Here is a 23,535-nt window from a genome sequence, read left to right as displayed (position 1 = left end):
TTATCGTTTTGTGTTAAATGGTTTGACTTCTGATTCAATATATTCACGTTGTTCTTCTAAAAATGGTGGCAGTGCTAGACTTTCTCCAAGTGTTTCATATGGTTCGTCACCCATAAAACCTGGGCCATCTGTAGATACTTCAATTAATATATGACCAATACGTGCATATAAAGCTTCAAAATAAAATCTATCTACTAAGCCAGAATTACCTATACCTAATTCTTTATATTTTTCCATCCATTGCTCAATTGCTTCATGATCTTTTAATCTAAATGACACATGATGTACTTCACCGTAGCCTTGACGCGATGCTGGTCCTTCAGCATCTTTTCTTAAAATTACTTGACCGCCATTGCCACCTTCGCCGACCTCTAATAAAGCAACATTATTTTCTTCATGTTTCACTTTCATACCAAAGACTTGTTCTAATATTTTGATAAAATCTTCAAAATAGCTAACTGTAATTTCAATTGGTCCCAATCCATAAATAGCTTTGTCTGTTGGTACAGGACCATTTTTCCATGGTGTACCCGGTGCAACACCTGTATTATGTTCATCTGATACAAGTTGGTATCTTTGACCATCCACTTCTTCAAATGGTAAAACTTTTGTGCCAAATAACGTTTGTATGCCATCATGTTTTATTTCAAAGTCATTAAAACGTTGTTCATAATATTCAAGCGCTGCATCATTTGGAACTCTAAACGATGAACGTGAAATTGAATTTGTTCCTCCAGTACCTTTTGGCACATTAGGAAAATCGAAAAATGTCATATCTGTTCCTGGTGAACCTACATCATCTGCAAAAAATGTGTGATACGTATATATGTCATCTTGGTTTACTGTTTTTTTAACAAGTCTCATACCTAATACTTCTGTGAAAAATTTATAGTTTCTTTCTGCATCGTCAGTGATCGCAGTTACGTGGTGGATACCTAATAATTGATTGTTTGTCATAATAAAACTCCTTATTTTATAATTTATCTCGATTTCGAAGTAATTTTCACTAAATTTTAAAAGTGCTACTACACTTCTGTGGATTGAGCACTTATTTTTTTCAAAGCTTGTTTTAATGTGGTCATTTCTTCATCGGTAAGTACCGAGAATGTTGATGTTAACGTTGCTGCATGTTCTGGAAATATATCATCCATCAATGCATGTCCTTGATCGGTAAGCGAAGCATTGGTAACACGTTTATCTTGTTCATTACGTATTCTGATTACAAAACCTTTTTCTTCTAATTTATCTACAACATATGTGATGCTACTGCTAGCAATTAATACTCTCTGTCCAATACGTTGTATCGGTTGATCACCTTTGTTATACAATAATTCCATTACTTCAAATTCTGTAAGATTTAAGCCATAACGTTGAACGTCTGTCCTAACAATTTGTTCCAAATAGTCTACCGTTCGGTTTAATCCAATGAATGTATTTAATGATTCTTTTGTACGGTCCATTACGTCACCAACTTTCAATTCATTTCGAATTCGAGATAAATATAACACCTCTCAATAACATAGTCAACATATAAGTATAAAAAATATACCAAAATAAATAAAACATCTATTTTATGGTCTTAGTTGAGACTAAAAGTCATTTTCATCGCTTATTTTTACTTCGAATTTAAATTAAAATATCCAATTAATTATTATACAAAATAATATTTTTCTCTCATTCTCGTTTTCAAAAAATATTCAGTGGTAGAAGAAAGTATATGGAGGTGTCATAATTGAACAAATTATTTATTAATAATGAATTTATCGAAAGTAAATCAACTGACACAGCAGACGTAATCAACCCTGCTACGGAAGAAATAATAGATACAATTTCATTCGCAACAGAATCCGAAGTTAATGATGCAGTAGAAAAATCAAAACACGCCCAGTTAGAATGGGAAAAAGTACCTGAACCTACGCGTGCTGATCATGTAAAATTATTAATTCCATTATTAGAACAGAATAAAGATACATTGGCAGAACTATACGTTAAAGAACAAGGTAAAACACTTGCTTCAGCTAAGGGTGAAATTGATAAAGCGATTCAGTTCATCGATTATATGACTAGTTTAAGCATGAGTAACAAAGGTGAAGTTTTACAAAATAGTCGTGAAAACGAAACTATTTTACTTACGAAAAAACCCGTTGGTGTTACTGCTGGCATCGTTCCTTGGAACGCGCCAATTATGGTATTAATGAGAAAAGTCATACCGGCTATCGTTACTGGCTGTTCGGTAGTGATTAAGCCAAGTGAAGCAACTTCTTTAATTACACTTAAACTTGCAGAACTTATTCGTGAATCTACAATACCTGCTGGTCTTGTACAAATTCTACCAGGTAAAGGCGAAACAGTTGGCACTCAATTGGCACAACATCCGGACATTCAATTAATCTCTCTTACTGGTAGTATGCGTGCAGGTAAATCTGTATACGCTGAAAGTGCTAGTACAGTTAAAAAGGTTAATTTAGAGCTTGGTGGTAATGCACCTGCGCTCGTCACTTCAAACGCTAATTTAGATAAAGCTGTTGACTATATCGTTACAGCAAGAGTAAACAATGCTGGTCAAGTGTGTACATGTCCAGAACGTATTTTTGTACACGAAGCGATTCACGATACATTTATCAATAAATTAAAAGGTAAGATGGAACAACTTAAAGTTGGTGATCCATTCAATAAAGACACAGACTATGGTGCTATTATTAATCAACAACAGCTTGATAGCATTGATGACAAAGTACAAGATGCTGTGAAAAATGGTGCTGACTTAATTACAGGCGGACATAAAGTTGATGGCGCCGGCTATTTTTATGAACCAACTATTTTAGATAAAGTTAATCCTCAAGATAGTGCATTTAAAGAAGAAATTTTTGGTCCTGTCATACCGATTGTGACATATAATGAATTTGAAGATGCTATTGAACAAGCAAACGATACTAATGCCGGATTATCGTCATTTATCTTTTCTGAAGATTTAAAAGAAATAATGACTGCTACAGAGCGATTTAAATTTGGCGAAGTTTATGCTAACTGTGAAGCTGAAGAAGTTGTAAATGGTTTCCATGCCGGTTGGAGAGAATCTGGTATAGGTGGCGCTGATGGCATTCATGGCCTTGATGAATATTATAATACCACTGTATCTTATATAAGATACGACTAGACACATCAGTCACAGACTTGAATAATAACAGTAAAAAGCCACGAAGAAATGTGCTAAAATAGCATTCTTTCGTGGCTTTTTGACTTTGATTTTTTAATCGTTCAAAGCTTTATCCAATGATTTTATGTTTTCTTTCATCAATGATTGATATGAAATGTTTTCTTTATCCACTTCGGATTTGGACAAGGTTGCCATATTATGGAAACCTAACGGTGTCGTATCAGATTCTTTCTGAATGACATTCGTTACTTTAGAAGAAATATTTTGTTCATATAAAACGTAAGGTTGTCCTGTTGCTTTAATGTTTTTAACAATATCCATCAAATCTCTTTGACTTGGTTCTTCATTATTCATACCGCTAACACCCACTTGCTCAAAACCATATCTGTTAGCTAAATAACCGATAGAATCATGCGAAATAACTACTTTATCACGTTTCGTATCTTTAGTAATTGCTTTCATTTGCTCATCAATATCTTCAATATCTTTAACTAATTTTTGATAATTTTTGTCATAATAATCTTGGTGTTTAGGATCTTTTTTCGTTAAATCATCTCTGATTTCTTTCGCAAATATTTTGTTCATTTCTGGATCGAGCCACACATGAGGGTCATTCTTGCCATGATCATGACCTTCGTGTTCGTCTTCATGTTCATGGCTATGCTCTGCTTCCTCGTGTTCGTGCGCTGTTTCCTCATGTTCATGGTTATGCTCTGCTTCCTCGTGTTCGTGCGCTGTTTCCTCATGTTTATGATTAGCATTAAAATCGTCTTCACTCAAATTTTTTGCTAAGGGCAATTTTAAATTATCATTATTGATAGAACGCGTAATTGTTTTTGCGACTGGATCCATAGCTTCACTGGAATAAACAAATAAATCACCTTTAGCAATATTAATCATTTCTTTTTGCGTAGGCTCAAATGAGTGCATATCAGCACCAGGTGGGTAAATAGATTCCGCTTCAACATATTTACCACCGATTTGTTCGGTAAAACTTTTGAATGCAAATGCAGTCGTATATATTTTAAGTTTATTTTTAGAACTGACGTCTTGTTTTTCTTCTTTATTAATATCCCCGCATGCACTGAGTAACACAGCGCATACACATGTCAGTATCAACAGTATACTTTTTTTCAAAAAATTGCCCCTCCAAATCGAAATTATTCCGTTAAAACTATAAACTTATTTCACATATTTTTCAATGGTTTTCGCTTAATCATTATATATTTCTTTACTTAACTTTATCACTTCTATATTAATTCATACTGTAAATTGTTTAACATTTGGCAAAACGTGATATTTAGTAAGTAATACATTTATAATAGGAGTGATAAAATGGCTGATATTAAACAAGGTACGAATAAATTTTACATTGGTGATGATGAAAATAACCCACAAGCGCAAATTACTTTTAAACAACAAGGTGATAATCAAATTGATATCGATCACACTGGTGTTCCAGAAGAATTTGGTGGACAAGGTATTGGTTCAAAATTAGTTAAATCTGTTGTAGATTATGCACGTGAGAATAATTTAAAAGTAACTGCATCTTGTCCTTTTGCTGAAGCAGTAATTGAAAAGAATTCAGATTATCAAGATGTTTACGTAGGTTAAGCTTTAAAATTTTAAATTAGATATTTCACAATAGCTAGCTGATATTTAACTTAATTTATTTCAAGTTCTTAAAGAACTACTTCCTCATTTATGGAGATGACTAGTTCTTACGCAAGAGCTTTAGTTCTTGTATTCTTTTTTCAGTCATCCTTGTAGGGCGGGCGTATGAAATCAAATTTGATTTCATACGCCCGCCCTCTTTTTATCCATTTTGTAGTAAATACATATTATGATATATACCATGTTGCGCAATCAATTGATCATGAGTCCCTCTTTCTACTATTTCCCCACGATTTAATACAAGGATTTGATCCGCATCTTGTATTGTGGATAATCTATGTGCAATTGCTAAAGTTGTGCGACCTTTTCGCATTTCATTTAATGATTTTTGTATTTGCTCTTCTGTTGCTGAATCTATATTTGCAGTTGCTTCATCTAAAATTAATACTTTAGGATTCGTAGCAATTGTTCTCGCGAATGCAATTAATTGTCTTTCACCACTTGAAAAAGCACTCCCTTTTTCTATTACTTTATGATTATATTGCTTAGGCAATTTCTCAATAAAATGATTAGCATGTACAAATTCTGCTGCAGCCTTCACTTGTTCAAACGTCATCGTAGGATGATATAACTTAATATTAGATGCGATTGTACCGTAAAATATAAATGCATCTTGTAAAACTAAACCTATTTTCTCTTTTAATTCAGCTTTAGGTATAGTCTTAAGTGAATTGCCATCGACTTCAATGTCACCTCGGTTAAATTCATAAAAACGCATAAACAAGTTAACGATGGAACTCTTTCCAGAACCCGTATGGCCAACCAATGCTACCATCTCACCAGGATTGGCAGTAAAAGTGATATCTTTCAGTACATCTGTTTCACCATCATAACTAAAACTAACATGTTTAAATGCAATTTTCCCGTCCTCAATTTTGTGTGTATTGGTTTCATGCTGTTGTGGTTCATAAGTGTCATCATCAATAAGTGCAAATACTCTGCTAGCTGATACAAGTGCTTGTTGTAAGATATTTAAATTCTGACTCACTTGATTAATAGGTTCAAAGAAACGTTCCATATATTGTACAAACGCAAATACAACACCTGCCGTGATGCCAGTAGTAAAACTAATAACACCAAAATAACCAAGAATCATAACCACTGCAAAAACAGATATAGAACTGATAGCAGGACGTAATAATAAACTATCAAGTTTTACTGTCTTCAGCATATAGTCATAATGTTCATCATTAATCTTGTTAAATTCTTTATTTAATCGTTGCTCTTGATTAAACGCTTGAATAATTCTCATACCTTCAATTGATTCTGCTAATTTAGAGTTCAAATCAGATAATCTTTGTCTCGTTTTAGTAAAAAGAAAGGCAGAATATTTTCTATACGTCGCTAATATTATAAAAATAATAGGTAAAAACACAAGTGCAATTAATGCTAATTTTACGTCCAAAATAAACATCATAATGTAACTTGCAATCATCATAAAAAATGCCATGATAAAAGTTGAAAACACACCAATGATCATATCCACAATTGTTTCTGTATCATTCGTCAATCTTGATACAATACTGCCTCCAGGGACTTTATCGAAATACTTCATCCCTAATTTACCTAATTTGTTAAAAGCATCAATACGCAATTGTTGGATTACCTTAAAAGCTAAATATTGGAACATATACTGACTGAAATAAAGTGTGATAGCACCTATGATTTGTATACCTAAAAATATAACAATCAACCAAATCATCGTATCTTTTGGAAAATGGCGTGGCGTTAAATAATCATCAATAAATATCTTGACCATATACGGTGTCATCATACTTGCCACAGTGGATAAGATAAGCATGATAAAGGCTAATGTAATCGTACCTTTATAGGGTAACGTATATTTAAACAACCGAATTAATGCACTTCCTTGGTCCTTTGCAGTTAAGTTAGTACGTTCAGTCATTTTCATCGCCCCCTTTCGTAAGATGATCTAAGTTACGTGATAACTTATCTTGTAAAGCTTGGGCTTGATACGTTTCATAATACCAACCTTTTTTCTCTATGAGTGAGTTATGAGTACCACTTTCAACGATTGTCCCTTCATCCAATACAATGATGAAGTCTGCATGTTTTACAGCGCTCATACGATGTGCAGTAATGATATTGGTTTTACCATTTCTCACACTTTCTAAATTAGCTAAAATAGCTTCTTCCGTTTGCGCATCCACAGCTGACAATGAATCATCCAAGATAAGAACTTCTGGGTCTACTAACAATGCTCGTGCGATTGACACACGTTGCTTTTGACCACCAGATAAAGAAACACCCCGTTCACCAACTACAGTATGATAACTATTGGGGAAAGCCATAATATCGTCATGAATATGACTTAAGCGACTCGCTTCATAAATACTGTCATCATCAATCTCCTCATTACTAAATGCAATATTATTACGTATCGTTGTGGAGAATAAAAAATGTTCTTGTGGCACATAGCCAAACTGAGCTCTTAAATGCTTCACATTATAATCACGTATTGGATGACCACCGTAAGTGATATCTTGCGGTCTTTTAGTATCAAATTCTCTCAATAGCAAACGTATTAATGCACTTTTCCCAGAACCTGTACGTCCTACAATTCCAAGTGTCGATCCCTGCTTAACTGAAAAATGCATATCATATAGTCCTTGTTCATCATTACCCGGGAAATTAAACTGTTCTATATTAAATATAATGTCACCCGTTGGAGGACCATCGATTTTATAAGTGGTTTCTATATCGTTCGGTAAGTTTTCAATTTCATCAATACGCTCATAAGACGCTTTGGCTCTCTGCACAATATTAAAAAATAAACCTAGCGCTAATAATGGCCATACGAGCATGCCTAAATATGTAGTAAAAGTAATAAGTTGTCCTAGCGTAATCTCATTTTGAAATACCATTTGTGCACCAAATGCAATCGCTAAAAAATAGCTAGTACCAATTACCAAAGTTATCGTAGGATCAAATAAAGCATCTATTTTCGATACTTTTAAATTTTTAGCTACAACATCATCACTGAGTGCTTTAAAATCTGCTTGGTCACTTGATTCATAACCAAATGTTTTAGTCACTTTAATACCTGCAACACTTTCCTGCGTTTTATCATTCAATTTACTAAACGCAGCTTGTGCTTTTTTAAATCCTTTGCTTAAAAGTGATCCATAGTAACTCGTTAATAACACCATAAAAGGTAAGGGAATAAGTGCAATTAATGTTAGTTTCCAACTTACCGTCGTAGCCATAGTAATTACAACGGTACCTCCACTAATTAACGAATCAGCAATCATTAGAATACCCGCACCTGCAGCATTTTGTACTGCTCTTATATCGTTAGTTGCATGCGCCATTAAATCGCCTGTACGTCTGTTTTGGAAAAATATCGCGCTCATAGCCGTGTATTTTTCATACAAATAGGTTCTCAAAGTCTGCCCTAGCTTTTGACTCGTTCCAAAAATGGATAATCTCCATACATATCTTAAAACATACGTTAATATCGCTACAATAGTTAGGATAATAAGGTAGATTGTTAATAATTTGGGTGTTAGCTTATTTGTCGTCATTTGGTCTATTGTCTTACCTATGATTTGAGGTGGTACGATTTCAATTAATGCGATTAATAGCAACGTAAATAAACCAACAATATAACTCTTTTTTTGTTGTTTAAAAAACCATCCTAATTTCCAAAATACTTTCAATTCCTCACCTCCAAAATCATGTTAATTACACTTTCTCTATAGTTTACCACAAGTTTACATAGGTAAATATATCAATATTTTTACACTACAAGTCACTAAAAGACATATAAAAATACCGGCAATGAAAATCACTGCCGGCATAAATATAATACATTTTAGTTTGAGTTTTTTCGCTGTTGTTCTTGAAATTCGTAAAACACTTGGAACAACATAATTAACATTGCTGGGTGATACGTTTCACCTTCAATATATACGTCATGACGTGACGCTAATTTAAAGCGCTCAGACTTTGTTTGCATTAATTCATTATGTCCATCTGTCACTTTTACACTTCTAGAAAAAAGTCCTGATTGAAATTTTAATGTATCACCTTTATTACCCTCAAAAAGCAACGTAGGTTTAAAGCCTATTTTCGAACGAAAAACACCTATTGGATTGTCGTTTTTTTCTACTTGCCATACTGTTTTAAATGGTGTTTTAAACGCCCCACTTATAGTTTTTTCCTGAAGAATACGATACGTATCTTTGCCATCTGTGATCTCAAAGTTTTGTTTGCTATTGCCAAACATTGCAAAAGCCTCTTGTGTTGATGAAGTATAAAATAATTGTAACTTAAATACCGCTTCATCCTTATCATTAAACACATCAATTACTGCTTTGGAAGAACTGAAAAAATTTTCTTTAAAATAATAATGTGCCATTTTCAAAACTCCTATCCGCTAACTTTTTTCATTTAACCTTAATATACCGCATGCTGAAATTCAAACTATAAATCGCTTTGAAATTCTATTTGTACATTCGAGCAAATTGTGTTGACTTATAAAGTAAGATACTCTAAACTCAAACTTGTAACAATAATAAATACAAGTAATGATAAGGAGCTTTATTATGACTTTTCACGATAATACATCAATCCAAGTAACGAATATCACTTTAAATGTTGAAAACCTATCAACAATGATTAAATTTTATAAACAAATTTTAGGTTTAACCGTCAATACTGAAACTCAAAAGGACGTCATATTTAATATAGGCAACCATGGTCACACTTTAACTTTACACGAAATCACTGATGGACGTCGCCCTTCTATGAAAGAAGCGGGTCTATTCCATATCGCCCTACTATTACCATCTAGAATAGATTTAGCTAACTTCTTATATCACGCATCAAGTTTAGGCATTCAAGTTGGTGGAGGTGACCACCTTGTCAGTGAAGCGTTATACCTTTCAGATCCTGAAGGCAACGGGATTGAAATCTATGATGACCGCTCAAAAAACGAATGGTCATGGAACGGCAATAAAGTAAAAATGGATACACTGCAAGTCGATGTTAATGACCTTGTTGCACAACGTACAGAAACAGGTTGGCAAGGTATGCCTGACGATGCCAAAATAGGACATTTACATTTAAAAACTGCAGACTTAGAACAAGCGCGTCATTATTATATTGATCAATTGGGATTAGATCATATTTCCGATTACCCACAAGCGCTATTTATGTCTACTAATCAATACCACCACCATATCGCAGCAAACGTATGGCAATCCAACACGGTACGTCAAGATAACGACACAAGTTTAGGTTTATCACATGTTGATATATACAAACCTAGTGCAACTTCTGAACAATTTATCGGACCAGAAGGTTTTGAAATTGCAATACACAGCGACGCTTCACTTGTGGCTGATAAAAATAAATAACTACTGGTAATTTTTCGAATAAAGTATATAAAGAAACCTCCAAAGCTTCTACAAAAAGTAGGTAGTTTGGAGGTTTTATTTATTATACAAATTCAAATATTTATTATAACCATTCTACAACATCTGCTTGAGGCTGGCGTACTTTGTCTTTAGATTCTGTTTCTCTATAACCAAAAGCTGCCATTACGGAAGGAGCAAAGTGTTCTGTATCTGCAATACCTTCTTCAGCTAAGAATTGAGTGACTGCATCCAAATCAAAACCTTCTATAGGACAAGAATCAATGTTTAACAATACTGCACTCGTCATCATATTTCCAAGTGCAATATATGTTTGTTTCTTAGCCCATTCTAACAATGTTTGTTCAGTGTCATTAATATGAAAACTCGTTTGGAAATTTTCGAATTTTTCTTCTGTTGCTGGAATACTTTCTTCACTATACTTTTTAATATCACGTATCATATGTTGAACGAATGGTGATTTCGCTGTAACATTTTTGCGTGCTAAGATTAAGACAAAATGACTTGCTGTATCTAGCTGGCCTTTTGCACCCCAACTAATTTCTTTCAATTTGCTTCTAATCTCACTATTTTGAATCACAACAAATTTCCATGGCTCTAATCCGAGTGAGCTTGGTGAAAGTCTGCCCGCTTCTAAAATAGTATTAAAATCACTGTCTTCTATTTTTTTACTTGCGTCAAAACGTTTCGTTGCATGTCTAAAATTAAACGCATCTAAGATCGTTTGTTGCATTTGTGTCATAACCTGAGTGACCTACCTTTCAAATCAATTATATATATCAGTATAGCTACTTTCTAATTCTTATTGAAATAATATGTTTATATAATTGCGACGGCTAATATAAGCGATTAAGACTGTGTCCTAGGCAAGCGAGTATGAAATTTATATAGCACTATCTAAATTATGTCTGTAAAAAAGAAACAAAAAACTGCCAACAAAGTTACGATTTTGTCGACAGTTTAAGCGTAAGGCACATAAATACAGCAAAGTTAAAGATTTCTGTCCCGCTTTCCTATATATTTAATTCAGTACACTTAATACTTTTTCTTCAATTACAGTTAACACACCTTGTTCATCATTCGTAGGTGCAATGTGATTTGCTACTTCAAATAATGTTTTATCTTCACTATTTTTCATAACATAACTATGTGTTGCAAGCTCTAACATATCTAAGTCATTATTGGCGTCACCAAATGCCATCAAGCTATCAGGACTTAATTCCCATTTCTTTAATAAACGATGCAATGCCTGGCCTTTAGTCATTCCAGGTATAATAAGATCGATACTGTCTCGACCACTTGATACAAGCTTTAAATCTTCAGTAAAGTTTGCACTTAAGTCTTCATCTAGTGTTGGGTGTGATTTTCTATCAATATTCAATGCTATTTTCACATATTCATCATCTGGTAAATCTTGAAATGACTCAATTTCTTTTAATTGACGATAATAAAAATGCGCTTCTTTTTTAAACGCTTCTGTATTATCTTTTAGTATATAGGCACTACGTAATCCACAAACAATCAAATTATCAATGCCACGCTCAATGTTTAAATAGTCAATTACTTTTTGATAAAAGCTTCTATCAAATGCTTCATAGTCATATAAAGTATCCCCTTCATATATAACTGCTCCATTTTCAGCTACAAACAACATATCACGTTGTCCGAAAATAGATTTTAATTTAGCATATTGGTTACCACTTGCTGCAATAAACTTAATGTCATGTGCTTTGAGCTGTTGAAAAATTTGTTCAAATCTTTTTTCATCATAACCTTTTTTGGAATCTAAAAATGTTCCATCCATATCAACCGCAATTGCTTTTATCATAATGTCCCCTCAAATCTTCCTATTTATGTATATCTTTACATTATATCGACTATACAGTGTGATTCAAAGTAAATTCATCATATATTGTAATTTAATTATTAATATTAAACGCTCACTGTCTTATTAAAAAAATCATTTTTAAGTAATTTAATTTTATATTTTTTCCTATAGCTTAAATAATGGAAAATAAATACAAAAACTGCCGAAAAATTCAATACTTTTTCGACAGTCTATATACTTCCAACGTACTGATTTTTGCTTTTATTTCAAGCTATATTATGTCTTTAACAGTTATTTTAATTAAGTTAAGTAATTGTATGATGCTGCTTAACTTTTATGTTTTTTAACATGCACTTTAGAAATATAATTAGATTTTTCTTTAATGTCATAAATCGTTAAGCCTTTAATATCTTTCTTCTCACCTGAGACAATAATACTCACAATATAAGAGAAGATAAAAGCAACTACAAATGAAATAATTGAAACAAAGAATGGTGAGTTTCCTCCACCTACGCCATTAAAGATATAAGCAATAATGATTCCCAAAATTAGTCCCACAATTACGCCAAATGTATTTGTACGTTTTGTAAATATACCAACTGCAAATACACCTGCTAATGGTACGCCTACAAGGCCTGTAACTAATAAGAATAAATCCCATAAATCATTGGAATCTGCTGCAATAAGATAGAGCGACATTCCAAAACCAAATAAACCAGCTAAAATAATCATCCCTCTTGCAAAAGCGACTTCGCTTTTTTCTTCACCTTTGCCGAAAAATCTATGTTTAATATCAACAGATAAACAAGCAGAAATTGAATTTAAGCTTGATGAAATCGTTGACTGTGCGGCTGCAAAATAGCAGCAATTAATATTCCAGCAACAAACGGCGGCATTTCAGTAAGTATAAAATACGGTACGATTGATGACGTATTAAAGCCTTCTGGTAAAGTACTTTCATGGCTATAGAATGAATAAAGCATTGTACCCATACCATAAAATAATGGTGCAGAAATTAACGCTAAAGCACCATTCATCCACAATGCTTTTTTCGTTTCTTTCATCGAATCTGACGCTTGGTAACGTTGTACCACGTCTTGACTCGCAGTATATTGATGTAAATTATTAAATATATTACCTAAGAAAATAATAGGAATTGCTGCAGCTGCCGAATTTAATTTCCAGTTATCTACACTAATAATTTTCTTATTTTCCATTGCATCTGATATAAGTGTGCCCATACCATCTTGTAAGTGTGATACACCTAGTATGATAATTGCTGCGGCACCGCCTAATAAGATGACCCCTTGAATAAAGTCACTCCATACTACACCTTCAAAGCCCCCTAAGAAGGTATATAAGATACAAAGTATCCCAACGAGACTCGCAACCACATAAGGATTCATATCAGATACTGCTGTGATTGCCAATGTAGGTAAATAAATTACAATTGCAACTCTACCTATATGAAATAACACAAACAGTAATGAACCTATGATACGGACACTCGGCCCAAATCGTGCTTCTAAATACTCGTATGCAGAAGTAACATTTAACTTTTTGAAAAACGGTACATAAAAATAAATTAACAGTGGAATAATAGCTACAATTGCAATATTACCAGCAATATAAGACCAGTCAGTTAGAAATGCTTTTTCTGGCGTAGACATAAACGTGATCGCACTTAAAGTGGTTGCATAAATAGAAAAACCTACTTCCCAAGACGGCAAACGTCCACTTGCTGTGAAGAAGCTATCTGTATTTTGACTTGCGCGTTTGGTAAAGTATGCACCAATTAATAACATAATCAATAAATAAGCGATAACTGCTACCCAGTTCCATGTACCAAAACCTACCTGTTGCATTTACTTCATCCCCTTGTGTGATGTTTTATAAATTATAGTTTTTGATTAATGTTTCCAATTTACTTCTATTACTTTCATCAAATGGTTTGAATGGGCGCTTAGGTTGGCCACCATCAATACCACGCGTTGCTAGAATTTCTTTTAATGTTGAATAGATACCCATGGATAATACATTTTCAATAATGTCATTTGTATCGTGTTGAATTTGATAAGCTTCATCAATTTCACCATTTTGAGCTTTTTCAAAAATTTGTCTAGCGCGCTTACCATTCACATTATAAGTTGAGCCAATTGCGCCATCTACCCCAGATATTGCAGCTTGGACTAACATTTCATCAAAGCCAGAAAGAATTAATTTGTTTGGATATGCTTTACGTATACGCTCGAGCAAGAAGAAGTTTGGTGCAGTGTATTTCACACCGATTACTTTTTCATGTTCAAAAAGTTCGCCAAATTGCTCTATTGATATATTCACACCTGTTAAATCAGGAATAGCATATATAATGAGATTGTTTTGAGTTGCTTCAATTAATTCAAAATAATAATCTTTAATTTCTTCAAATGAGAAAGGATAGTAAAATGGCGTAACTGCTGAAATTGCATCATAGCCCAATTCTGTAGCATATTTCCCCAATTCAATCGCTTCATTTAAATCTAAAGAACCGACTTGTGCAATCATCTTCACGTCATCATTTACTGCTTCTTTAGCAAGTTTGAAGATTTGTTTTTTCTGTTCTTTATTTATTAAAAAGTTTTCTCCAGAACTACCATTTACATATAATCCGTCTAAACCTTCTGTTTCAATTGCATTTTTAGCAATCTGTTTTAATCCTTCTTCTTTCACTTGACCTTGTTCATCAAACGGTACTAACAACGCTGCATATAAACCTTTTAAGTTCTCTTCCATGTGATAACCCTCCATCTATTTTTCTTAAGTTATTATTATAAAAAATGTATATAACCTTTTATGATCTATATATCATCTTCCATAGATTTCTATTTACATCTCAAATTGTAAACGCTACCATAAATAGTGGCAATAGCTTTTTGAAAAGTTTCATCATTTATTACGATATTTTATGAAAATTATTTTCAAATGTAGTTATAACTACACATTTAAATATAAAGATGATACATATAATAAGAAGATGTTACAGGAGGCATGGCATATGGAAAATTATAAAGTCGCAATTGATATCGGAGGAACAGCAATTAAGGCGGCTGTTTTAGACGAAGATTTAAGTTTTATAGATTATCACAAAGTTTCTACACCGGACAATATTAATCATCTTATCGTTGATACTGTATACGCATTAGTTGAACGTTTTCAAAAAAAATACAATCTTAATCCCTTACAAGTAGGCATATCTAGTGCTGGTGTTGTTGATGAAGAAAATGGCATCGTTGTCTACACTGGACCAACGATACCTAATTATAATGGCACAAATTTTCACCATTTACTAGCACCACTGAATGCACAAGTACAAGTCTTTAATGATGTGAATGCCGCCTTACTCGGTGAACTTAGTCTTCACCAATATGAAGTGGATAATATATTTTGTCTTACACTAGGTACTGGGATTGGCGGCGCTTTTTATAACGATACGCTACAGTTATACAATGGAGAACGTAATAGAGCAAATGAAATAGGTTATTTATTATATAACGCGGAAGAGAATAAAACATTTGAACAACGTGCCTCAACTTCAGCACTAAAATCTTTAATGTTATCTCGTGCGTTTCCCTATGAAGAGGATGTACCTAAACTATTTGAATTAGCTGAGCAAGGAGACACGTTGGCACTATCTATTCTTAATCAATGGAGTCAAGCTGTTGCCGAAGGTATTGCACAAATTCAAATCATCTATGATCCTGGTTTAATTCTTATCGGTGGCGGCATATCTTCCCAAGACCAGCAATTACTCAAATATATCACACCAAAAATCGAAAGATTCTTACCTCCACAATATGGTCATGCAGCCATACAAACTACACGTACACAAAATCATGCTTCACTGTTTGGTGCAATTTCTAAATTTTAAAAATAACCTGTGAAATCCTGCGTTTTCTTTAATTTGAACGACTATATGTCATTCAGTAAATATGAGAAAAGTCACGCACTCCATTTCGCAGGTTATCTGTTGTTATCATTCATTTAAAATCACTTTTTTAGTTTGTTGATAAACATTATTCATATATTTATCATCTAACAATAAATAACTGACAATATCTATTAAGAAAAGCGTCGCTATTTGTGTATTAATAAATTGTGTATCATTAATTCTAGATTGATCCGTTGTAATTAATACCAAATCTGCGCATTGCGTTAAAAGACTTCCTTCATAATTTGTAATGACTACCACATAAGCACCTCGTTCATGTGCAATTTCTGCAGCAGCAATTAACTCTGTAGTCTCACCGCTATTTGAAATAGCTACAAAAGTATCCGAAGCTGTTAATAATGACGCAAATATTTTCATTTGATGCGCATCTGTAGAAACGCTCCCCTTCAGTCCCATACGCATCATGCGATAGTAAAATTCAGTTGCAGATAAACCTGAACTACCGAGCCCAGCATAAATAATTTGACGGCTACGATTAATTTGATTTACAAAACTCTGAATTTTTTCATCAGATATAAACTCTCCTGTTTGTTGAATAATATCTTGATGATACTTATGAATACGTTGAATCAGTGGACTGTTCTCAATAACCCTGTCCGTCATTTCTTGTTGTAAATTAAATTTCAAATCTTGAAAGTTGTCATAATTCAATTTATTACTAAAGCGTGTAATGGTCGCTGGTGATGTTTTAATAGCATACGCTAGCGAATTAATTGTGGAAAATGTATCATCAAAATCATTATTTTGAATGTAATCAACAATTTGTTTATCAGTTTTTGTAAATAAATGATGATAACGTTGAATACGATTTTCAAATTTCATAAATTTCACCCTTTCAAAATAAATAATAATTAAAGTATATATGAAAATGTTTTTCATAACAACAAAAACTATTGATTATTATTTTCTTGATGTTATATTAAAATTACTAAGTCGATACAAATTATTTTTTATATTAAATCTACTAAAGTTATGGAGTGTAATATTATGTTACCACAAGGATTAATTGTTTCATGCCAAGCTTTATCTGATGAGCCTTTACACTCATCATTTATCATGTCAAAAATGGCTCTAGCTGCATACGAAGGTGGCGCAGTTGGCATTAGAGCAAATTCTAAAGAAGATATCATTGCTATCAAAAAAGAAGTTAACCTACCAATCATCGGTATCGTTAAACGTGATTACGATAATTCAGACGTTTTCATTACAGCAACAAGTCAAGAAATTAATGAATTAATTGAAAGTAAATGTGAAGTAATTGCCTTAGATGCTACAAAACAACAACGTCCTAAAGAATCATTACAAGAACTTGTTTCATATATACGACAAGCAGCACCAAATATTGAAATTATGGCTGATATTTCAACGCTTGAAGAAGCGCAATACGCGGACGAATTAGGTTTCGATTATGTAGGCACTACATTACGTGGCTATACCTCTTATACTAAAGGACATATTTTATATGAAAATAATTTCCAATTTCTTAAAGATGTTTTAGCAAATGTTAATGCTAAAGTTATTGCTGAAGGTAATGTCATCACCCCTGAAATGTTCAAAGCAGTTACTGATCTCGGTGTGCATTGTACTGTCGTTGGCGGAGCAATTACGCGTCCAAAAGAAATAACAAAACGTTTTATCGACGTTATCGATCAATAATATAAAAGACCGTTATCAAGCGATTATTACAAGCTCATGCTTGCCGTTAAACTACACTCTTGTTCAATCACAGTAGTTTAATACAATCGTCTCGATACGGTCTTTTTTCAATTACTAATATCATTTAAGTCGCTTCAGCTACAAATATTTTACGGTCTTCCCACTCACCTGTTTGTTCATTATAGTTATCACAAGTAATTAAAGTTAATTGCTGTTTATCTAATTGTTGTTCTTCTAGAACTTCAACATCTTCAGGCTTCACGTCAAATATTTTAGTGATTTTATATGTTTTTTCCTCATTACCAGTTTTAAAATAGACACTGCTTCCTTTTTTTGCTTTTGGCAATTTAGAAAATTGATAGGTCGATGAACCTGTGAACGTATGACCAGCAATTGCAATGTTTTGATCTTCTAATGACTCATCTGCTTCAGCAAAACTCACACCTCTTTCAAGTTGTGCTGGTGTCGCTGGTCCAGGATAAACTGGTGTTTTTATATCTGCATCTGGCACGGATATATAGCCCGCCATTTCTGATTTATCATTTGGTATTTCAACATGCTTTTGTTGGTTCTTGTTATGTTGTTTATCGAAAGTTTCAACTTTTTCCTCGTTCTCTTTCTCAGTAAAATAATTATCAATATGTGGCTTGGCAAAGATATAAATAGCTGCCAATATAAGCAATACTCCAATAAGTGAAATGAGTCGGCTCCCCCATTTTTTCATGCTTTATAACTCCTTTATTAGCTTTAATTATTATAGAATTCTACATAAGTATAGCACAACGCATAATAAGCTATACATTCTTTTCCTAAGTTATTGTCTATTATATAATCTAAGATGTTAACTTTCATAACAATAAATTGCGTATTCATCATATTAGGTGTTAAATATAAATAAATGATTTTCTAACTACACTTATGGATTATTTTCACAAAAAATCACTGAAAGGATGATATACTATGATACGTAACGCAGTTCAATCCGACTTACCTAATATATTAGACATCTATAACGATGCTATACTCAATACTACAGCAGTTTATACATATAATCCCCAAACCCTAGAATCACGAGAAGCTTGGTTCGAAAAAAAGACCAACAATAATGAACCTGTCATCGTATATGAAGAGCAAGGAGAAGCAATCGGTTTTGCTACTTATGGTTCATTTCGAGATTGGCCTGCCTATCAATACTCAATTGAACATTCTATTTACGTTAATAAACACCATAGAGGTAAAGGTATTGCTTCTCAATTACTCTCAGAAATCATTGAACAGGCACACAGCAATGGCTATAAAACATTAGTTGCTGGTATTGATGCTACAAATGATTATAGTATTTATTTACATAAAAAATTTAACTTTACGCATTCAGGCACCATACATAAGGTAGGTTATAAATTTGATAAGTGGCTTGATTTAGCCTTTTATCAATTAGATTTAAGTACTATGCCATTGAAATAATACTATACATTTCAAATATTTGTCTTCGACAACGTCATATACGAAATTAAAATTTAATATATCGATTTTGATTGAAAAGTTACAGTAATTTAGGCCGACTCCTGACTAGTTAAAAAAGCATAAGCTAAAGACTACAGGCATTTTTTGTCTCCATAAAAAATGCCAACAAAGTCGTGAACTTTGTCGACACTCTGAACAGCCCTAAAATTGAGGGCTGTTTTATTATTATATTTATTTATTCATTTCTAACCACTTCGCCATTTCATTTAAATTATTCACTGTAATGGTCGGCGACTGTCCATTATCATCATATTGTTCTCCTTTACGGTTTACCCATACGGTATCAAAACCAAAATTAGCTGCTCCCGTTACATCCCAAGAGTTTGAAGACACAAACAAAATATCTTCTCTAGTCATTTTATAATATTCTAATATTAACGCATAGCTCGCAGGGCTTGGCTTATATTGTTTAATCTCATCTACACTAATCACAGTATTTATATAGTCACTGATTTTTGAATTGTCGACTAACGGCATTAACATACTATCATTGCCATTAGAAAGTATACCAATATCGAAACCTTTTCCATTCAAACTAGAAAGTACACGTGGAATTTCATTAAAATAATTTAAATCTAAAAAGGCATCAAATAATTGATTTATGTCGTCCCTATTATACTGAATTTTATGTTCATCCAGTACATAGCGTAAAGCATCTTTAGTTAAATAATCAAATGGAATATAGCGCTGCATAATTTGTCTTAAAAACATATGGTTTAATTGCGTTTTTCGCCATAGTTTTGAAATTGATGCTGCTAATTCATCATCAAATTGAGTCATATCATTTTCTAAGGATGACATATCAAAGATTGTTCCATACACATCAAAGATAATAGCTTTATACATATTGAACCTCCTCTTCTTGATAAAACTAAACTACTTACTCTTTAGCACAATATTGGCATGTTAAACAGTTTTGACCTAAAATTTAAACTTAATTTATTAAATTCTTGCTCTTTCTTATGCAACATTTATATTGTTCGCTATAACTTGACTGCTTATCACTTTTATAAAGTTTTGGTAAATTTATACATATTACTATTACTTTTTGTTTAATCGGTTATAGAGAAATAAGAGAGGAGCTTGGTGACTATGAAAAAAATACTTTTGTCTGATATATTAAATCTTTTTGTTATAGCTTTAATCTACATGGTCTTTATCACGTTAATACTGTTCTCCCTTGATTTGTTTGAAATCCAAACAACTGGCTCCATATTTTTGGAAAAACTTAGCTCTATAACCATCTTTCAAATCTTCAGAAATACTTTATTTAATGGCTTATTTACTTTGTTTTTATTTATTACCTGTTCAATTTTAATTTTTAAATCTATAGACTTATATGCTAACCAAAAATGATTCTACTAAAAATTATTTCTCTCTCATTATTAAGTGCTAACTTATGTTAATTTCAAGAAAGTTAAGCCATTTTAACAAACCTAATTTGCATTGTTCAAATTTTTATTATTTATGCATTTTATATTGTAAGACTACATTGTTAGTTATATAATATTTATAGAGAATGTGTTTGCGTTTTATATAAAGGCCCATCATCGTGCCGTTTATTATCATAGTTATATTCCATTCCCAGAATTAAACTTTATGCACCCGTTTTAATAAAGCGTATCAACATGATTCTCAGCAAATGAGCATATACTTCAATATGGCCCATTGCAAGAGATCTAAAATCACTTTCAGGCTGTGGTTTTAGATCTTCTTGTATTGTTCACTGTTCCCTTTATTATCCTTCTAAATAAATCATAAGGTTAGCACGTCATCCTTATTTTTAAGTGCAACAAACTCCTTCTTTTTCATTATTTACTACTTTCTCTCACTTTAATTTAAAACAGAAGTATTTGTATCATCATTTTTATGTTTATTGCATATATTTAGCTTATGTTTAAAAATTATATACAAATCCATTTATTTGTAACTAACCTCAAATTTTCACGTTCTAAATGAAATATCTTATTTATTAATTTAAAGCCCAATAAATTTAATGAATTCCAATTCTCCATTAATAAATCATTTGTCTGAACGACTAATTATTTCTTTAAGATATCCATTTATTAATCTTGTTTGATATTCGAACATTTTTTCATGTCACAGTTGTACAATAGCGTTATTACTATAAAGCAATCGGTTTATATTTAGGCAAAGGTGATATTTGTGATAAGTTCTTTATCTATTAGAAGTCATTACACAACTGAATTAACACGCTGTATAAATAAGGTTATTATACTTCTTCCGTTAGGGAAGCCATGTAAAATTAATTTGAATGGCTCAATTATGAGGATAGAAAATGGCGTTATAATTAATAATGCTGATTTATATCAAATGATTGATGTTCAAGATCTTCTTGAACTAGATATCCCATTACCTCTATTTATTGAAAAAGATGCATGTTTATCGCATTCATTTTTTGACTTTAATCAAATACGTTATGTAGAGCAATTCAAAAATTTAATTTTACAAAAGCTCCAAAATAATGCTCAAGACAAAAATTTAATGAATTACTATATTTCTAATATAATCGAGTTTTTACTAAAAGAAGCAAAAGTGACATTACAATATAATTATTTACCACCTCTATACACAAACCACCCACTAGTTTATCGCCTAACACAATATATCCATAAAAATATCTATGACACTTTAACTACTAAGCAAGTATCCAAAACATTTTTCATTTCACAATCCTATATCTCTATTTTATTCTCAAAAATATTAACTATGAATTTCAAACAATATATAAGTTCATTGAAAATTGCTTTATCAGTCTTTGATTTAATACAGGATAATAAAGCGATTCACGATGTAGCAACAAAATATAAGTTCATGAATGTGAGTACTTATTCAAAACATTTCAAACATTATATTGGTGTACCTCCTAAAAGGTATATTTATCAATTTAGAAAAGGGTATTTCAACGATCCTTATCAAATAGCAATCAACGAACCTAATTTATCCAAATATTTTTCGGATATTTATTATTATTCTCGCAATCAAACAGAAATACCATATACTTTAAATCTGGCTGACCTATCTTTTAATCAACGCTTCCATGATACTTTTATGGTTATTCGGATAGATAATTTACAAGACTTATTAAAATTTAATTACAATGCTATACAAAATAATATTTATTCCAACTTCTCTAAAGTAAACTTTTTAATTAAAAATACAGACTTTGTGTACTTAAATGATTTAGATACTCAACAGTTATTTGATACAATTAAATATTTAATTACTCAAGGATATGATTTAACATTTAAAATTACAACTTTAAATTTAGTGCAAACATTTGATTATCATGTACTTAAAGTATTGAAAGAAACGCTTAATACTAAAAATTGCTTAGAGCAAATAACTCTATTATTTGAACTTGAAACCAGTTCTATTAAAGATATGCAATGCCTCATCAAAAGATTAAATCACCAATTTCCTTTGTTAAAAACAGGAATCGTTATAGATCCTTTTATTGAATATGGTCATAACCTCACTCACATCATTAAGAAAATTAATGCATTACAAGTAGATTATTTTTACATTAACCATGACTTGATTACATTTGGAAACTTAATTTCAAAAAAATCAACTTATTCTAAATCAGAAAATACTTTAAAACAAAATATAGCGCTGTTCCTTCATAAAATGGGGATAAAACATTCAAAAAAATTAATTTTCGCTAAAATAACCCATAATGCATTAAAAGTTTATTTCAATAATGAGACTGATGCTACACATATATTATTGTCTGAATTATTGATTGAACTGAATCAATACATCGCTGGCTTTGGCTATGCCTATTATACAGATGATAAAGAGCACTTTATGCTTATCAATCACCATCAAAGCGTAATGCCTATCGTTCATGTTTATAGTTTATTAAAGCCTTTTCTCAATAATCAAGTTGCATTGCTTTCTTATGGAATCATAGCTAAAACAAAAAACCATTATCATTTTTTATTGTTTAATAATCAAAGCAATCAGACTCATAAATACGTAGAGGTCAATATTAACCATAATTTCTCCAACGATTTCCCTGTATTTACGCGTCTACTTAACCGTGACCATGGTATGGTTTCACAATTGGTACCTCACAAGCTCAACCAGAAATATATTAATCCTGCAATACTGAAACAAATAAATAATACCAACTATCCATTAGCAAAATTAAATATGCATGCTCATAAAGAACCTATGGTATTAACAGTTTCTAATTCTTCACTTTTGTATTTCATGATCCCCATAAAATAATTATATTGTAAAAAAAATGACTGTTAGATTTCCGTAGAATTCTAACAGTCAT

The 23,535-nt window shown here is 32.1% G+C and carries 19 protein-coding genes and 1 pseudogene; 7 read left to right on the top strand and 13 right to left on the bottom strand.

All coding sequences use genetic code 11. From position 1 onward, the window contains the following. Together mhqE and SOJ_RS03435 are read right to left on the bottom strand one after the other, a co-directional pair. Positions 1–957: a ring-cleaving dioxygenase MhqE gene (gene mhqE / locus SOJ_RS03440; RefSeq protein WP_002506697.1), complete on the bottom strand. Its 957-nt coding sequence runs from the start codon at positions 955–957 to the stop codon at positions 1–3. Positions 958–1,025: 68 nt separating this feature from the next. Beyond that, positions 1,026–1,460, bottom strand: a complete 435-nt coding sequence (locus tag SOJ_RS03435) for a MarR family winged helix-turn-helix transcriptional regulator (RefSeq protein ID WP_002506696.1) — start codon at positions 1,458–1,460, stop codon at positions 1,026–1,028. A gap of 272 nt (positions 1,461–1,732) precedes the next feature. Between SOJ_RS03435 and aldA the strand changes: the two genes are divergently transcribed. Beyond that, positions 1,733–3,157, top strand: a complete 1,425-nt coding sequence (aldA, locus tag SOJ_RS03430; protein WP_002506695.1) for an aldehyde dehydrogenase — start codon at positions 1,733–1,735, stop codon at positions 3,155–3,157. Positions 3,158–3,250: 93 nt separating this feature from the next. On the opposite strand, the gene SOJ_RS03425 is transcribed toward aldA, so the two are convergent. Beyond that, positions 3,251–4,294 carry a metal ABC transporter solute-binding protein, Zn/Mn family gene (locus SOJ_RS03425; RefSeq protein WP_002506694.1) on the bottom strand — a complete coding sequence of 348 codons (1,044 nt, stop codon included), beginning with the start codon at positions 4,292–4,294 and terminating at the stop codon, positions 3,251–3,253. A 198-nt stretch (positions 4,295–4,492) separates the two neighbouring features. Here SOJ_RS03425 and SOJ_RS03420 point away from each other — a divergent pair, with 198 nt between their 5' ends. Beyond that, positions 4,493–4,771, top strand: coding sequence for a GNAT family N-acetyltransferase (locus tag SOJ_RS03420; RefSeq protein WP_002506693.1), 279 nt, complete (start codon positions 4,493–4,495; stop codon positions 4,769–4,771). A 202-nt stretch (positions 4,772–4,973) separates the two neighbouring features. On the opposite strand, the gene SOJ_RS03415 is transcribed toward SOJ_RS03420, so the two are convergent. The 3 genes from SOJ_RS03415 to SOJ_RS03405 all read right to left on the bottom strand — a co-directional run bounded on the left by SOJ_RS03415 (position 4,974) and on the right by SOJ_RS03405 (position 9,212). Next, a complete protein-coding gene (locus SOJ_RS03415) occupies positions 4,974–6,737 on the bottom strand; it encodes an ABC transporter ATP-binding protein (protein WP_002506692.1) in 1,764 nt (587 codons plus the stop codon). Beyond that, positions 6,730–8,511, bottom strand: coding sequence for an ABC transporter ATP-binding protein (locus SOJ_RS03410; protein ID WP_002506691.1), 1,782 nt, complete (start codon positions 8,509–8,511; stop codon positions 6,730–6,732). The genes SOJ_RS03415 and SOJ_RS03410 overlap by 8 nt, the downstream gene beginning before the upstream one ends. A gap of 155 nt (positions 8,512–8,666) precedes the next feature. Further along, positions 8,667–9,212, bottom strand: coding sequence for a tubby C-terminal domain-like protein (locus SOJ_RS03405; RefSeq protein WP_002506690.1), 546 nt, complete (start codon positions 9,210–9,212; stop codon positions 8,667–8,669). 187 nt (positions 9,213–9,399) lie between these two features. Here SOJ_RS03405 and SOJ_RS03400 point away from each other — a divergent pair, with 187 nt between their 5' ends. After that, positions 9,400–10,212 carry a VOC family protein gene (locus SOJ_RS03400; protein WP_002506689.1) on the top strand — a complete coding sequence of 271 codons (813 nt, stop codon included), beginning with the start codon at positions 9,400–9,402 and terminating at the stop codon, positions 10,210–10,212. Positions 10,213–10,315: 103 nt separating this feature from the next. On the opposite strand, the gene SOJ_RS03395 is transcribed toward SOJ_RS03400, so the two are convergent. From SOJ_RS03395 to SOJ_RS03380, 4 genes and pseudogenes are all read right to left on the bottom strand, one after another. Continuing rightward, on the bottom strand, positions 10,316–10,972 hold the full coding sequence (locus SOJ_RS03395; protein WP_002506688.1) for an NAD(P)H-dependent oxidoreductase: 657 nt from the start codon (positions 10,970–10,972) through the stop codon (positions 10,316–10,318). Between the two features lie 279 nt (positions 10,973–11,251). Further along, positions 11,252–12,058: a Cof-type HAD-IIB family hydrolase gene (locus SOJ_RS03390; protein WP_002506687.1), complete on the bottom strand. Its 807-nt coding sequence runs from the start codon at positions 12,056–12,058 to the stop codon at positions 11,252–11,254. A 327-nt stretch (positions 12,059–12,385) separates the two neighbouring features. Next, positions 12,386–13,923, bottom strand: a pseudogene (locus SOJ_RS03385) (sodium:solute symporter). 25 nt (positions 13,924–13,948) lie between these two features. Next, the gene (locus SOJ_RS03380) at positions 13,949–14,830 is read right to left on the bottom strand and encodes an N-acetylneuraminate lyase (protein WP_002506684.1); all 882 of its coding nucleotides are present in this window, start codon (positions 14,828–14,830) and stop codon (positions 13,949–13,951) included. Between the two features lie 262 nt (positions 14,831–15,092). Between SOJ_RS03380 and SOJ_RS03375 the strand changes: the two genes are divergently transcribed. Further along, entirely contained in the window at positions 15,093–15,965 is an 873-nt protein-coding gene (locus SOJ_RS03375; RefSeq protein WP_002506683.1) for an ROK family protein, read from the top strand. Between the two features lie 105 nt (positions 15,966–16,070). On the opposite strand, the gene SOJ_RS03370 is transcribed toward SOJ_RS03375, so the two are convergent. Continuing rightward, complete coding sequence (locus SOJ_RS03370) at positions 16,071–16,868, bottom strand: MurR/RpiR family transcriptional regulator (RefSeq protein WP_002506682.1); 798 nt, start codon at positions 16,866–16,868, stop codon at positions 16,071–16,073. Positions 16,869–17,033: 165 nt separating this feature from the next. On the opposite strand from SOJ_RS03370, the gene SOJ_RS03365 reads away from it, so the two are divergent. Beyond that, positions 17,034–17,702, top strand: a complete 669-nt coding sequence (locus SOJ_RS03365; protein WP_002506681.1) for an N-acetylmannosamine-6-phosphate 2-epimerase — start codon at positions 17,034–17,036, stop codon at positions 17,700–17,702. A 124-nt stretch (positions 17,703–17,826) separates the two neighbouring features. Here SOJ_RS03365 and srtA read toward each other — a convergent pair whose 3' ends face one another. Beyond that, positions 17,827–18,426 (bottom strand): class A sortase SrtA, encoded by a 600-nt coding sequence (gene srtA, locus SOJ_RS03360; RefSeq protein WP_002506680.1) that lies wholly within the window; start codon positions 18,424–18,426, stop codon positions 17,827–17,829. Positions 18,427–18,662: 236 nt separating this feature from the next. Between srtA and SOJ_RS03355 the strand changes: the two genes are divergently transcribed. Beyond that, complete coding sequence (locus SOJ_RS03355) at positions 18,663–19,166, top strand: GNAT family N-acetyltransferase (RefSeq protein ID WP_002506679.1); 504 nt, start codon at positions 18,663–18,665, stop codon at positions 19,164–19,166. A gap of 231 nt (positions 19,167–19,397) precedes the next feature. On the opposite strand, the gene SOJ_RS03350 is transcribed toward SOJ_RS03355, so the two are convergent. Continuing rightward, on the bottom strand, positions 19,398–20,072 hold the full coding sequence (locus SOJ_RS03350) for a haloacid dehalogenase type II (protein ID WP_002506678.1): 675 nt from the start codon (positions 20,070–20,072) through the stop codon (positions 19,398–19,400). Positions 20,073–21,512: 1,440 nt separating this feature from the next. Between SOJ_RS03350 and SOJ_RS03345 the strand changes: the two genes are divergently transcribed. Beyond that, the gene (locus SOJ_RS03345; RefSeq protein ID WP_238536964.1) at positions 21,513–23,483 is read left to right on the top strand and encodes a helix-turn-helix domain-containing protein; all 1,971 of its coding nucleotides are present in this window, start codon (positions 21,513–21,515) and stop codon (positions 23,481–23,483) included. Positions 23,484–23,535 lie beyond the last annotated feature (52 nt).

It is taken from the genome of Staphylococcus sp. OJ82 (assembly GCF_000294465.1).
Taxonomy (GTDB): Bacteria; Bacillota; Bacilli; order Staphylococcales; family Staphylococcaceae; genus Staphylococcus; species Staphylococcus equorum.
The sequence above is the reverse complement of the archived record's forward strand: the minus strand, read 5'-3'. Positions and strand labels throughout refer to the sequence as shown.